11 protein-coding genes are annotated in these 12,828 nt (G+C 73.4%); all 11 read left to right on the top strand.

Annotated features, from left to right (window positions below; all coding sequences use genetic code 11):
* Positions 1–89: 89 nt before the first annotated feature.
* The 11 genes from IE99_RS0116395 to IE99_RS0116345 all read left to right on the top strand — a co-directional run bounded on the left by IE99_RS0116395 (position 90) and on the right by IE99_RS0116345 (position 12,809).
* Entirely contained in the window at positions 90–1,463 is a 1,374-nt protein-coding gene (locus IE99_RS0116395; protein ID WP_051712628.1) for a bifunctional folylpolyglutamate synthase/dihydrofolate synthase, read from the top strand.
* Positions 1,460–1,810: a DUF4233 domain-containing protein gene (locus IE99_RS0116390; RefSeq protein WP_030170853.1), complete on the top strand. Its 351-nt coding sequence runs from the start codon at positions 1,460–1,462 to the stop codon at positions 1,808–1,810. The genes IE99_RS0116395 and IE99_RS0116390 overlap by 4 nt, the downstream gene beginning before the upstream one ends.
* A gap of 54 nt (positions 1,811–1,864) precedes the next feature.
* Positions 1,865–3,262 (top strand): hypothetical protein, encoded by a 1,398-nt coding sequence (locus tag IE99_RS29280; protein WP_037559570.1) that lies wholly within the window; start codon positions 1,865–1,867, stop codon positions 3,260–3,262.
* 108 nt (positions 3,263–3,370) lie between these two features.
* The gene (gene ndk, locus IE99_RS0116380; protein ID WP_030170851.1) at positions 3,371–3,781 is read left to right on the top strand and encodes a nucleoside-diphosphate kinase; all 411 of its coding nucleotides are present in this window, start codon (positions 3,371–3,373) and stop codon (positions 3,779–3,781) included.
* 184 nt (positions 3,782–3,965) lie between these two features.
* Entirely contained in the window at positions 3,966–5,000 is a 1,035-nt protein-coding gene (locus tag IE99_RS0116375) for a rod shape-determining protein (protein WP_030170848.1), read from the top strand.
* Between the two features lie 36 nt (positions 5,001–5,036).
* Entirely contained in the window at positions 5,037–5,987 is a 951-nt protein-coding gene (gene mreC / locus IE99_RS0116370) for a rod shape-determining protein MreC (RefSeq protein WP_030170845.1), read from the top strand.
* A gap of 1 nt (position 5,988) precedes the next feature.
* The gene (gene mreD / locus IE99_RS0116365; RefSeq protein ID WP_030170842.1) at positions 5,989–6,588 is read left to right on the top strand and encodes a rod shape-determining protein MreD; all 600 of its coding nucleotides are present in this window, start codon (positions 5,989–5,991) and stop codon (positions 6,586–6,588) included.
* Positions 6,585–8,657 carry a penicillin-binding protein 2 gene (gene mrdA, locus IE99_RS0116360; protein WP_030170839.1) on the top strand — a complete coding sequence of 691 codons (2,073 nt, stop codon included), beginning with the start codon at positions 6,585–6,587 and terminating at the stop codon, positions 8,655–8,657. Before mreD ends, mrdA begins: the two co-directional genes overlap by 4 nt.
* Positions 8,654–9,820, top strand: coding sequence for a rod shape-determining protein RodA (gene rodA / locus IE99_RS0116355; RefSeq protein ID WP_030170825.1), 1,167 nt, complete (start codon positions 8,654–8,656; stop codon positions 9,818–9,820). The genes mrdA and rodA overlap by 4 nt, the downstream gene beginning before the upstream one ends.
* Positions 9,821–9,875: 55 nt before the next feature.
* Positions 9,876–11,798, top strand: coding sequence for a TIGR03960 family B12-binding radical SAM protein (locus IE99_RS0116350; protein WP_030170822.1), 1,923 nt, complete (start codon positions 9,876–9,878; stop codon positions 11,796–11,798).
* Between the two features lie 150 nt (positions 11,799–11,948).
* Entirely contained in the window at positions 11,949–12,809 is an 861-nt protein-coding gene (locus IE99_RS0116345) for a TIGR03936 family radical SAM-associated protein (protein ID WP_157610346.1), read from the top strand.
* Positions 12,810–12,828 lie beyond the last annotated feature (19 nt).

The following is a 12,828-nucleotide window of genomic DNA, read 5'->3' as shown; positions in this document are numbered from 1 at the left end:
GGGCACGACCTCCCGGACACGCCCAGTAGGCTCGGACCGTGAGTGAGGCATCAGAACCGCTCGACTACCGCGGCGCCGTCGCGGCGATCATGGGCCGGGGCGTCGAGTGGGAGATCGATCCCACGCTCGACCGCGTCCGCGACCTCATGGACGTCCTCGGCGAGCCGCAGCGCGCGTATCCGGTCATCCACGTGGCGGGCACGAACGGCAAGACCAGCACCGCCCGGCTGATCGAGGCGCTGCTGCGCGAGCGCGGGCTCCGCACCGGCCTCTACACCAGCCCCGAGCTGACGACCCTGCGCGAGCGCATCGCGATCGACGGGGAGCCGCTCGGCGAGGAGGCGTTCACCGAGACCTTCCGGGACGTCCTGCCGTACGTCCAGCTCGTCGACGGCAAGCACGAGAACCGGCTGTCGTTCTTCGAGGTCCTCACCGCGATGGCGTTCGCGGCGTTCGCGGACGCGCCGGTCGACGTCGCCGTCGTCGAGGTCGGCATGGGCGGCACCTGGGACGCCACCAACGTCGCGGACGGCACCGTCGCCGTCGTCACCCCGATCGGCCTCGACCACACCCGCTACCTCGGCGACACCATCGAGGAGATCGCCGGCGAGAAGGCGGGCATCATCAAGCCGGGCGCGGTGGCGGTCCTCGCGCAGCAGCCGGTCGAGGCCGCCGAGGTGCTGCTGCGCCGCATCGCGGAGACGGGCGCCGCGGCCGCCCGCGAGGGCCTGGAGTTCGGCGTGCTGAACCGGGACGTCGCCGTCGGCGGGCAGATGCTCGCGCTGCGCGGCCTGCACGGGACCTACGACGAGATCTTCCTGCCGCTGTTCGGCGATCACCACGCGTCCAACGCCGCGACCGCGCTGGCGGCCGTGGAGGCGTTCGCGAGCGGGACGGCGAGCAGGGGCGAGGTCGACCTCGAGGCCGCGACCCGCATCGCCAAGGGCGAGACGTACATCGGCGGCGCCGAAGGGCAGCTGGACCCCGCCCTCGTGCGGGCCGGGTTCGCCGGCTCGGCGTCGCCCGGACGGCTGGAGGTCGTCCGCACCGGCCCGACCGTCCTGCTGGACGTGGCGCACAACCCGTCCGGGATGGCGGCGTCCGTCGCCACCATCACCGAGTCGTTCGGCTTCACCCGGCTGGTCGGCGTCCTCGCCATCGCCGCCGACAAGGACATCGCGGGCGTCCTCGACCAGCTGGAGCCCGTTCTCGCCGAACTCGTCGTGACCCGCAACTCGTCCCCGCGCTCCCTGCCGCCCGAGGAGCTGGCGGAGGAGGCCGAGGGCGTCTTCGGAGCGGAGCGCGTCCATGTCGCGGAGCGCCTGGACGACGCCATCGACCGCGCCATCGGCCTCGCCGAGGAGACCGGCGAGTACCGCGGCGCCGGAGTCCTGATCACCGGTTCGGTGGTCACCGTGGGCGACGCGCGAACGCTGCTGAGAGTGGACGGGGGACGGCGATGAGCGCCGCCGCCGAGCGGGCGGCGAATCCGGCCGTGCGCCTGCTGTCGGCCGTGCTGGGGTGCGAGGCGATCGTGATCGCGCTGGCGATCCCGGTGGCGATCACCGTCATGAAGGTGGACGCGGCCGTCGCCGGCGGCGTGTGCGGGGGGCTCGCGGTGGCGTGCCTCCTCATGGCGGGCCTGCTGCGGTTCTCGTGGGCGGTGCCCGCCGGGACCGTGCTCCAGGTGCTCGTCATCGCGGTCGGGTTCATGGTGCCGTCCATGTTCTTCCTCGGTGTCGTTTTCGGGGCGCTCTGGGGCACGGCGATTTGGCTGGGACGCAAGGCGGCGCGGGCGCAGGAGCGCTAGATTCGCGGAGTCGTCCCGTGTGAACCGCTACGCCGACTCCCCGGAGGAACGGGCGTGCTCTCCAGCCCCTCGCCCGACGCGTCCGCCGCGCCGTCCGAACGCGGCGCGCGGAGATGGAGCGCGGCGCTCGTCGCGCTGGCGGCCACGGCCGTCGCGGTGCCCGCCGCCGTCCTCACCGTTCCCGACGCGACCCCCGAGGTCGTCCCGTCGGCCGTGGGCGACCTCGGCTCGCTGGACGTCGCGGCGCTGCTGCGCGCGACCGGGCTGGCGCTGCCCGCCCTGCTCCTCGCGGTCCCGGTGGGGTCCGTCGCGGCTCGCCGGTGGCCGCCGCCGCTCGTGCTGGCGGCGGGCGGCGCGCTGCTGCTCGGCGGCTGCGCGGCGGCGCGGATCGCCGGCACGGTGCCGCAGGTCGCGGCCGCCCGCACGGTGCTGGGCGCCGGGGCGGGGCTGCTTCTGCCCGCCGCGCTCGTCCTGGTCCGGGAGCGGCGCAGCCCGGCGCTCGCCGCCGTGTGGGCCGGCGTCCTCGCCGGGGCGCTGCTGCTCGCGGCGCCGCTCGCGCTCAACGCCGTCCCCGCCCCCGGAAACGACGGCTGGCGGATCGCGCTCGCGCCCTTCCCGTGGACCGCGCCGCTCGTGCTCGCCGTCGCCGCGGCCTGCGCCGTGCCGCGGTGGCGGGCCGACCCGCTGCCGCCGCCGCGCGGTGCCGAGCGGGCGCGGCTCGTGCTGCCGCTCGTCCCCGCGGCGGGCCTCGCGCTGCTCGCCGTCGTCGCCGCGCACGGCTGGTCGCCGGGCGCGCGGCTCGTCGTCGCGGCGGTGGGCCTCGCCGCCCTGCTCGGCCTGGCGCTCGCCGCGGGCCGGGACGCGACGGCGGGCGACCCGTCCGGCTGCGCGGTCGCGATGGTCGCCGCCGGACTGCTGTGCCATCCCGTCGCCGGGCCGCTCGCCGGTCTCGCCGCCGCCGGCCCTCCGGGCGGCGGGACGGTCCCCGTCGCGCCGTTCGCCGCGGCCGCCGGCGCCGCGCTCGCCGGCGCGCTGGCGGCGGTCGTGCCGTCCCGCCCACGCACCGGCGTCCTCGCCGGATACGCGCTGATCGTCGCCGCGTTCCCGGCCGGGCTCGCGGTCGGCGGGGACGCCGGGCGCTGGGCGCTGCTCGTCCCGCTCGGCGCCGGGACCGGCCTCGCGCTCGCCGCGTCCCTTCGCGACGCGACCCCCGGCGCGGCGCTGTTCGGCCTCACGCTGTGCTTCCCCGCCGTGCTGACCGGGCAGCTCCTCGTCCTGTCGCTGCAGGCGTCGCAGCTGCAGCGGGCACGGCCGCTGACGCACGCGCGGCAGGTCGCGGCGCTCACCGCCGGCCACCGCGAGTGGCTCGTCGCGGCCGGGGCGGCCGCGCTGCTGCTCGCCGCCGCGTCCCTCCTGCCCGGCCGGGCGCCTAGGAACGCCCGGGACGGGTAGGATTCGCGGCGCAGTGGTGTGCAGGCCGTGCCGTGACAGAACGCCCGGCCGGAACCCCGCGGGGCGGGGTGCGCCACCCGTACCGATACTTCCTGAGGAGAATCACCCGTGTCCGAGCGCACTCTCGTCCTTGTCAAGCCCGACGGTGTCCGCCGCGGCGTCGTCGGCGAGGTCATCTCCCGGATCGAGCGCAAGGGCCTGAAGCTCGTCGCGCTGGAGCTGAAGACGCTGCCCCGCGAGACCGCCGAGGCGCACTACGAGGAGCACGCCAGCAAGCCGTTCTTCGGCGAGCTGGTCGACTTCATCACCGGCGGCCCGCTCGTCGCCATGGTGGTCGAGGGCCCGCGCGCCATCGAGGCGTTCCGCGCCCTGGCCGGCGCCACCGACCCGGTGAGCGCGGCGCCCGGCACGATCCGCGGCGACTTCGCGCTGGAGATCGGCGAGAACATCGTGCACGGGTCGGACTCCACCTACTCGGCCGACCGCGAGATCAAGCTGTTCTTCCCCGGGCTCGGCTGACGCCCGTCCGACACACGCGGGCCGGACGCTTCCGGCCCGCGTCACATTCCGTGATACAGGGCAGGTCAGCGCCCGATCCCAGGGCGAATCCCGGCATCGTACCGACTGCCCGCCGACGTCCCGGCACGTTACGATGGACGCGCCGCTGCACACGCCCGTCAATCGTGAAGGGCTCCCTTTCTCCATGGGTAACAAGCTGTCGTTCCTTGGCCGTGACATGGCGGTCGACCTCGGCACCGCGAACACGCTGGTGTACGTCCGGGGCCGCGGGATCGTCCTGAACGAGCCGTCCGTCGTCGCGATCAACACCAACACCGGCAAGATCGTGGCGGTGGGGATCGAGGCGAAGCGGATGATCGGCCGCACGCCGGGGAACATCGTGGCGGTCCGGCCGCTGAAGGACGGCGTCATCGCCGACTTCGACGTCACCGAGCGGATGCTGCGGTACTTCATCCAGAAGGTGCACAAGCGGCGGCACTTCGCCAAGCCGCGCATCGTGGTGGCGGTGCCGAGCGGCATCACCGGCGTGGAGCAGCGCGCGGTGAAGGAGGCCGGCTACCAGGCCGGGGCCCGGCGCGTGTACATCATCGAGGAGCCGATGGCCGCCGCGATCGGCGCCGGGCTGCCCGTGTACGAGCCGACCGGCAACATGGTCGTCGACATCGGCGGCGGCACGACCGAGGTCGCCATCATCTCGCTCGGCGGCATCGTCACCAGCCAGTCCGTCCGCGTCGGCGGCGACGAGCTCGACCAGGCCATCATCGCGTTCTCCAAGAAGGAGTACTCCCTGATGCTGGGGGAGCGCACCTCCGAGGAGATCAAGATGGCGATCGGGTCGGCCTATCCCGGCGGGGAGAAGGAGCCGCACGCCGAGATCCGCGGTCGCGACCTCGTCAGCGGCCTGCCGAAGACCGTCGTCATCTCCGCCGAGGAGGTGCGGCGCGCGATCGAGGAGCCGGTCAACTCCATCGTGGACGCGGTGAAGACGACGCTCGACAAGTGCCCGCCGGAGCTGTCCGGCGACATCATGGACCGCGGGATCGCCCTCACCGGCGGCGGCGCGCTGCTGCAGAACCTCGACGAGCGGCTCCGCGAGGAGACCGGCATGCCGATCCACCTCGTCGACACCCCGCTCGACTCCGTCGTCCTCGGCACGGGCAAGTGCGTGGAGGACTTCGAGTCCCTCCGGCAGGTGCTCGTCCCGGAGCCGCGGCACTGAGCTCCCGGTCATGACCACGAGACGGGAGGCCGCCGCGTGAAGGACACCCGGCGCAGCCGCATGGTCCTCGGGGTGCTGCTCGCCGCGGCGCTCACGATGATCACCGTGGACTACCGCGGCGGCGAGGACTCCCCGCTGCGCGGGCTCCGCGGTGTCGGCGCGGCGGTGTTCGGGCCCGTGGAACGGGCGTCGGCGGCCGTCGTCCGGCCGGTCGGCAACACCTTCGACGCGATCACCGACGCGCCCGGCGAGCGGCGCCGCGCGGACCGCCTGCAGCGCGAGAACCAGCGGCTGCGCGAGCAGCTGCGCGCCGCCCGCCTCGACGAGGACCGCTCCGCCGAGCTGCGGCGGCTGCTCGGCACCGCAGGGATGGGCGGCTACACGATCCGCGCCGCGCACGTCATCTCCGCCGGCCAGGGCTTCGAGGACACCGTCACCATCGACGTCGGCAGCCGCAGCGGCGTCCGCGCCGACATGACGGTGCTGTCCGCCGACGGGCTCGTCGGCCGCGTCACCCGCGTCGGCCCCGCCACCGCGACCGTGCTGCTCGCCACCGACCAGGCGTCCACGGTCGGCGCCCGGCTGGAGGGCTCCAAAGAGATCGGCTACATGCGCGGCCGGGGCCGCCGGGGCCTGCGCGGCGACGGGTCGCCGCTGCGGTTCCAGCTGCTCGACGCGAACGCGCCGATGCGGGTCGGGCAGCGCCTCGTCACGCTCGGCTCGCAGGGCCAGCGCCCGTACGTGCCGGGCGTCCCGATCGGCGTCGTCGAGAGGATCGAGGACGCCGGAGCCGGCCTGACCCGCACCGCGCACGTCCGCCCGTTCGTCCGGTTCACCAGCCTCGACGTCGTGGCCGTCGTCGTCGCGCCGCCGCGCAGCGACCCGCGCGACGCGGTGCTCCCGCCGAAGCCGTCGCCCGCGCCGACCCCCCGGGCGACGCCGAGCGGCGCGCCTCGCCCGTCCACCAAGCCGACCTCGGGGAACTGACGTGCTGAACCCACCAGAGGTGTCCGGTACCCGCCGCAACGTCACCGCCGCCGCCGTGATCGCCGTCGCGCTGATCCTGCAGGTGTCGGTGGCGAACCGGCTCCCGCTGCCGGGCGGCGTCCAGCCCGACCTGGTGCTGCTCGCCGTCGTCGCGCTCGCGCTGGTCAGCGGCTCCATGACCGGGATGGTCACCGGTTTCGCGGCCGGGCTGTGCGCCGACATCATCCCGCCCGCCGACCACACCCTCGGCCGGTACGCGCTGGTGTACTGCCTGATCGGGTTCGTGTGCGGGATCGCGTCGGCGGAGATGGACCGGCAGTCCCTCGTCCCGTTCTTCGCCGTCGCCGCGGGCGCCCTCGCCGGGACCGTGCTGTACGCGGGGACCGGCATGATCCTCGGCGATCCGCGGGCCGGCTGGGACACCGTGGTCGGCATCGTCCCGCTGCAGCTCCTCTACGACGTGATCGCCAGCCCGTTCGTGGTGTGGGCGGTGCTGCGCGTGACCCGCCGCTTCGAGCGCGGGGAGCGCGCCCGGGGCGATCGGCTGTCGTTGCCCGTCGCCCGCTACCGCGCGATGTCGGGGCGGGGCGGGGGGCTGTGAACCCGCGGACCCATTTCCGCCTCGTCGTCCTGTACGTGCTGGTCGGTGCGCTGCTGCTCGTCCTGATCGGGCGGCTCTGGACGCTCCAGGTGCTGGACGGCGAGCGGTACCGGCAGACCGCCGCGCAGAACCGCACCCGCGACATCGTCGTCCCGGCGATCCGCGGCATGATCCTGGACGACCGGGGCGTCGCGCTCGTCCGGAACAGGTCGGCGCTGGTCGTGTCGGTCGACCGGACGTCGCTGTCGCGGCAGGGGGACGGCGGCGACGCCGTCCTGAAGCGGCTCGCGGGGGTCCTCGGCGTCTCCCACGCCTCGATCCTGCAGCGGATCCGGCTGTGCTCGCCCACGGTGAAGCGGCCGTGCTGGCCCGGGTCGCCGTACCAGCCGATCCCCGTCGCCGACAACGTCGACCCGAAGCGCGCCCTGCAGATCATGGAGCGGCAGGAGGACTTCCCCGGGGTGACCGCGCAGGTCCAGGCCGTCCGGGAGTACCCCCACCCGTCGGGCGCGAGCGCTCCGCAGACCCTGGGCTATCTGCAGCCGATCACGCAGGAGGAGCTCGACGAGCGCAAGGGCCTGAAGGTCACCGGCTACAGCGGCGTCGACCTGATCGGCCGCGCCGGGCTGGAGGCGCAGTACGACGCGGACCTGCGCGGCGAGCCCGGCTTCCGGCGCGTCCTCGTCGACAGCCAGGGCCGCGTGACCGGCACGGCCGAGGAGAAGCGGCCGGTGACCGGCGGGAACCTCGTCACCAGCATCGACGCGGGGGTGCAGGGCGCGGCCGAGAGCGCCCTGAAGAAGGCGATCGAGGACGCCCGCAAGGCCGGCCACAAGGCCGACTCGGGCGCCGTCGTCGTGATGGACGCGACCGACGGCCGCATGATCGCCATGGCCAGCCATCCGACGTACGACCCGGCGATCTGGACGGGCGGCATCTCCCAGGACGACTACGACGCGCTGCTCGGCAAGAAGCGCGGCGAGCCGCTCATCTCCCGGGTCACGCAGGGTCAGTTCGCCCCCGCGTCCACTTTCAAGATCTCCTCGATCGCGGCGGCCGTCCGGGACGGCTACGACCTGCACGGCACCTACCCGTGCCCCGGCTCCTACAACGTCGGCAGCCGCGCGTTCACGAACTACGAGGCGCAGGGCCACGGGAACATGAACCTGCACGAGGCCCTCGTCGTCTCCTGCGACACCATCTTCTACCGGTTCGCGTACGAGGCGTGGCTGCGCGACGGCGGAACCGACCCGAAGAAGAACCCCTCCGACCCGATGGTGGGCATGGCCCGCGAGTTCGGGTTCGGTGCGAGGACCGGGATCGACCTGCCGAACGAGTCCGCCGGGCGGATCCCCGACCGCGCCTGGAAGAAGGCGTTCTGGCAGGCCACCCGCGCGTCGAACTGCAAGGCCGCCAAGGAGGGCTACCCGGACGTCGCCCGCACCGACCCGTCCCGCGCCGCGTACCTGAAGGCGATCGCGACGGAGAACTGCACCGAGGGGTTCATGTGGCGCGCCGGTGACACGGCCAACTTCTCCGTCGGGCAGGGCGACGTGCTCGCCACGCCCCTTCAGCTCGCCCGCGCGTACGCGGCCGTCGCGAACGGCGGGAGGCTCGTCACCCCGCGCCTCGGCATGGCCGTCACGCGGCCGGACGGGTCGCTCGTCCGGCGGCTCCCCGACCCCGCCGACCCCAGGCTCAAGGTCGACCCGAAGGTGCTGAAGTACATCCGGGGCGGCCTCGCCGACGTCACCAAGCGCGGCACGGCGGCGGGCGCCTTCTCGGGGTTCGACTTCAAGCGGGTGGACGTGGCGGGCAAGACCGGCACCGCCGAGGTGTACGGCAAGGACGACACGTCCTGGTTCGCGTCGTTCGGTCCGGTGAGCAAGCCCCGGTACGTCGTCGTCGCGATGGTCTCCCAGGGCGGCACGGGAGCGTCCACCGCCGCCCCGGCCGTCCGGAGCATCTGGGAGGCGATGTACGGGACGGACGACAGAAAGCCCATCCTCAAGAACGGCCGCCTCCCCACCGGGCTCCCCGGTCCCCCCGTGAGCAGGACCTCGCAGTGAACCGGCTGAAGGGGTACCGCGGGCCGGGGCCGTGGCGCGGCCGCGCCGCGGGGCTGCGGCGGCTCGACTGGACGCTGATCCTCATCGTCCTGGTGCTGTCGGTCGCCGGCGCGGTGCTGGTCCGGTCCGCGACCTTCCAGCTCATGATCGAGCAGGGCAAGGACCCCGAGTCCTACCTCAAGCGGCACATCCTGAACCTGCTGATCGGGTTCGTGCTCGGCGGTCTCGTCACGGTTCTGGACTACCGGCTCCTGCGCGCCTACGTGCCGATCCTGTACGCGGTGGCCTGCGTGGGGCTCGTCGCCGTCCTCACCCCGCTCGGATCCACGATCAACGGCTCGCACTCGTGGATCGTGCTCGGCGGCGGGTTCCAGGTCCAGCCGTCGGAGTTCGCGAAGGTCGGCCTGGTCGTCCTGCTCGCCATGATCCTCGGGGAGCCGCGGGACGGCGAGATCGGGCCCGGCCGCCGGGACGTGCTGCTCGCGCTCGCCCTCGCCGGGCTGCCCGCCGTCCTGATCCTCATGCAGCCCGACCTCGGCACCACGCTCGTGTTCGGCGCCGTCGTCCTCGGCATGCTCGCCGTCTCCGGCGCGCGGAAGCGCTGGCTCGCCGGGCTCGTCGCGGGCGGGGGCGCGGCCGCGACCGCCGCGTGGGCGTTCGGGGTGCTCAAGCCGTACCAGATCGCCCGGTTCACCGCCTTCCTCGACCCGTCCGCCGACCCGCGCGGCGCCGGGTACAACGCGCAGCAGGCCCGCATCGCGATCGGGTCCGGCGGCGCGTTCGGCAAGGGCCTGTTCGAGGGCGAGCAGACCGGCGGGCATTTCGTCCCCGAGCAGCAGACCGACTTCATCTTCACGGTCGCGGGAGAGGAGCTCGGCTTCGCCGGCGGCGCCGCGATCATCGTCCTGCTCGGCATCGTGCTGTGGCGGGGCCTGCGGATCGCGCTGCAGGCGGCCGACCTGTTCGGCACGCTCGTCGCGACCGGCGTGGTGTGCTGGCTCGCGTTCCAGACGTTCGAGAACGTCGGGATGACCCTCGGCATCATGCCGATCACGGGGCTGCCGCTGCCGTTCGTGTCCTATGGAGGCTCGGCGACGTTCGCCAACATGATCGCCTTCGGGCTGCTGCAGGCCGTCCATGTACGGCGCCGCGCCTTCGACTGACCGGTAGGCTGGACGTTCAACTCCCCCCACGTCGTGCAGCACGGAGGACATCGTCATGCCGGTGGAGTCGATCTTCCCGCGCCTGGAGCCGCTGCTCCCGCGCGTGCAGAAGCCGATTCAGTACGTGGGCGGTGAGCTGAACTCCCAGATCAAGGACTGGGACGAGGCCGACGTCCGATGGGCGCTCATGTATCCGGACGCCTACGAGGTGGGGCTCCCGAACCAGGGCGTCCAGATCCTCTACGAGATCCTCAACGAGCGGGACGGGGTCCTCGCGGAGCGCACCTACTCGGTGTGGCCCGACATGGAGGCGGTCATGCGGGAGCACGGCATCCCGCAGTTCACCGTGGACGCCCACCGCCCCGTCGGCGCCTTCGACGTGTTCGGCGTGTCGTTCTCCACCGAACTCGGGTACACCAACCTGCTGACGGCGCTGGACCTCGCGGGCATCCCGCTCGAGGCCGCCGACCGCACCGGCGAGCACCCGATCGTCCTCGCGGGCGGGCACGCCGCGTTCAACCCCGAGCCCATCGCCGACTTCATCGACGCCGCCGTCCTCGGCGACGGCGAGGAGATCGCCCTCGCGATCACCGAGGTGATCCGCGAATGGAAGGCCGAGGGCCGCCCGGACGGCCGGGACGGGCTGCTGATGCGGCTCGCGGCGTCCGGCGGCGTGTACGTTCCCCGCTTCTACGACGTCTCCTACCTGCCGGACGGCCGCATTCAGCGGGTCGCGCCGAACCGGCCGGGCGTCCCGTGGCGGGTGGAGAAGCACACCGTCATGGACCTCGACCAGTGGCCCTACCCGAAGAAGCCCCTGGTCCCGCTGGCGGAGACCGTGCACGAGCGGTTCAGCGTCGAGATCTTCCGGGGCTGCACCCGGGGCTGCCGGTTCTGCCAGGCCGGCATGATCACCCGTCCGGTCCGGGAGCGGTCGATCACCACGATCGGCGCGATGGTCGACCAGGGCCTCAAGGAGTCCGGCTTCCAGGAGGTCGGCCTGCTCAGCCTCTCCAGCGCCGACCACAGCGAGATCGCCGAGGTCGCGAAGGGCCTCGGCGACCGCTACGAGGGCACCAACACGTCCCTCTCCCTGCCGTCCACGCGCGTCGACGCCTTCAACATCACGCTCGCGAACGAGTTCTCCCGGGGCGGCCGCCGCTCCGGCCTCACGTTCGCGCCGGAGGGCGGCTCCGAGAGGATGCGCAAGGTGATCAACAAGATGGTCACCGAGGACGACCTGATCCGCACGGTCACCACCGCGTACGAGAACGGCTGGCGGCAGGTCAAGCTGTACTTCATGTGCGGCCTCCCCACCGAGGAGGACGCCGACGTCCTCGCCATCGCCGACATGGCCAGGCGCGTCATCAGGGCGGGCCGCGAGGCGACCGGCCGCAAGGACATCCGCTGCACCGTGTCCATCGGCGGGTTCGTGCCCAAGCCGCACACCCCGTTCCAGTGGGCCGCCCAGTGCGACCACGAGACCGTCGACCGCCGCCTCCGCGCCCTCAAGGACGCCCTGCGCGGCGACAAGGAGTACGGCCGGGCCATCGGCCTGCGCTACCACGACGGCCGGCCCTCCATCATCGAGGGCCTGCTGTCGCGCGGCGACCGCCGCGTCGGCAAGGTCATCCGCGCGGTCTGGGAGGACGGCGGCCGCTTCGACGGCTGGAGCGAGCACTTCTCCTACGAGCGCTGGACGGACTGCGCCGCCAAGGCGCTCGCCGGCGAGCCCGTCGATCTCGGCTGGTACACCGTCCGCGAGCGCGACGAGGTCGAGGTCCTCCCGTGGGACCACCTCGACGCCGGCCTCGACCGCGAATGGCTCTGGCAGGACTGGCAGGAAGCGGTCGACGGGACGGAGGTCGAGGACTGCCGCTGGACGCCCTGCTACGACTGCGGCGTCTGCCCCACCATGGGCACCGAGATCCAGATCGGCCCGACCGGCAAGAGGCTCCTGCCGCTGTCCGTCGTGTGATTGTGAAACACCCGGAACCCCCTGGCCACAGGGGGTTCCGTCGGCTCGGGGCGAGGTGCCCGGCGCGGGGCGGCCCGGGGGGCCGTACTCTATAGGGAGACCTCATATTTCGACTCGGCACGAGTAGGAAGGAACAGAGCCCTGGCACCCATGCCGGAGGGTCCGGCGCCGGCACCCGTGAGCCAGCGACTGCGCGTCCGCTATGCCAAGCGGGGCAGGTTGCGGTTCACGAGCCACCGCGACATTTCCCGGGCCGTGGAACGCGCCGTCCGGCGCGCCGGGATTCCTGTCGCGTTCAGCGCCGGGTTCACCCCTCACCCGAAGATCTCGTACTCGGGTGCGGCGGCGACAGGGGTGGCCAGCGAGGCCGAGTACCTCGAGATCGGGCTCACCGAGCCCCGCGACCCTGCGCGGGTGCGGGCCGATCTGGACGCGGCGCTGCCGCCCGGGCTCGACATCCTCGATGTCGTTCCCGTCGCGACGGCTCCCGGAGAGGCGCGCGCGGCCCGGCCGAGCGCGTTCGCCGATCGGCTCGAGGCGTCCGAATGGCGGATCCGGCTGGACGGGGTGTCGCCCGGCGACGCCGCCGCTGCCGTGGCCGCCTTCATGGCCGCCGAGGAGATCGAGGTCGAGCGCCTCACCAAGAAGGGGCGCCGCACGTTCGACGTGCGCGCCGCCGTGTCCACCATCGAGCCGGACCGGCGCGCCGCGGAGGCGGCGGATGCCCCTTGTGCGATACTTCGAATGGTTGTTCGGCATTCCACACCCGCCGTACGACCCGACGACATCCTCACCGGACTGCGCCAGGTCGCCGACCTCGCGCCGCCGTCACCGCCCTTGGTGACCAGGCTGGCGCAGGGGCCCCTTGACGCGGCCACCGGTGGCCTCGCGGATCCCCTGGATCCGGACCGGGAGACCGGCCCGCCGCACGGCGAAGACGCCGCGACCGGCGTCGGCCGGGAGCCCGCGCTACCCGGGGACGCCACGAGCGCGGATGCCGTCAGCGCCTGACCGGGGAACCGAAGCCGTG

The organism is Spirillospora albida, assembly GCF_000718255.1.
GTDB lineage: Bacteria > Actinomycetota > Actinomycetes > Streptosporangiales > Streptosporangiaceae > Spirillospora > Spirillospora albida.
The sequence above is the reverse complement of the archived record's forward strand: the minus strand, read 5'-3'. Positions and strand labels throughout refer to the sequence as shown.

Bases quoted from the DNA above. Each gene is read 5' to 3' on its own strand.
- IE99_RS0116395 (WP_051712628.1), top strand. From the start codon at position 90: ATGGGCCGGGGCGTCGAGTGGGAGATCGATCCCACGCTCGACCGCGTC.
- IE99_RS0116345 (WP_157610346.1), top strand. From the start codon at position 11,949: ATGCCGGAGGGTCCGGCGCCGGCACCCGTGAGCCAGCGACTGCGCGTC.
- IE99_RS0116375 (WP_030170848.1), top strand. From the start codon at position 3,966: ATGGGTAACAAGCTGTCGTTCCTTGGCCGTGACATGGCGGTCGACCTC.
- IE99_RS0116350 (WP_030170822.1), top strand. From the start codon at position 9,876: ATGCCGGTGGAGTCGATCTTCCCGCGCCTGGAGCCGCTGCTCCCGCGC.
- IE99_RS0116390 (WP_030170853.1), top strand. From the start codon at position 1,460: ATGAGCGCCGCCGCCGAGCGGGCGGCGAATCCGGCCGTGCGCCTGCTG.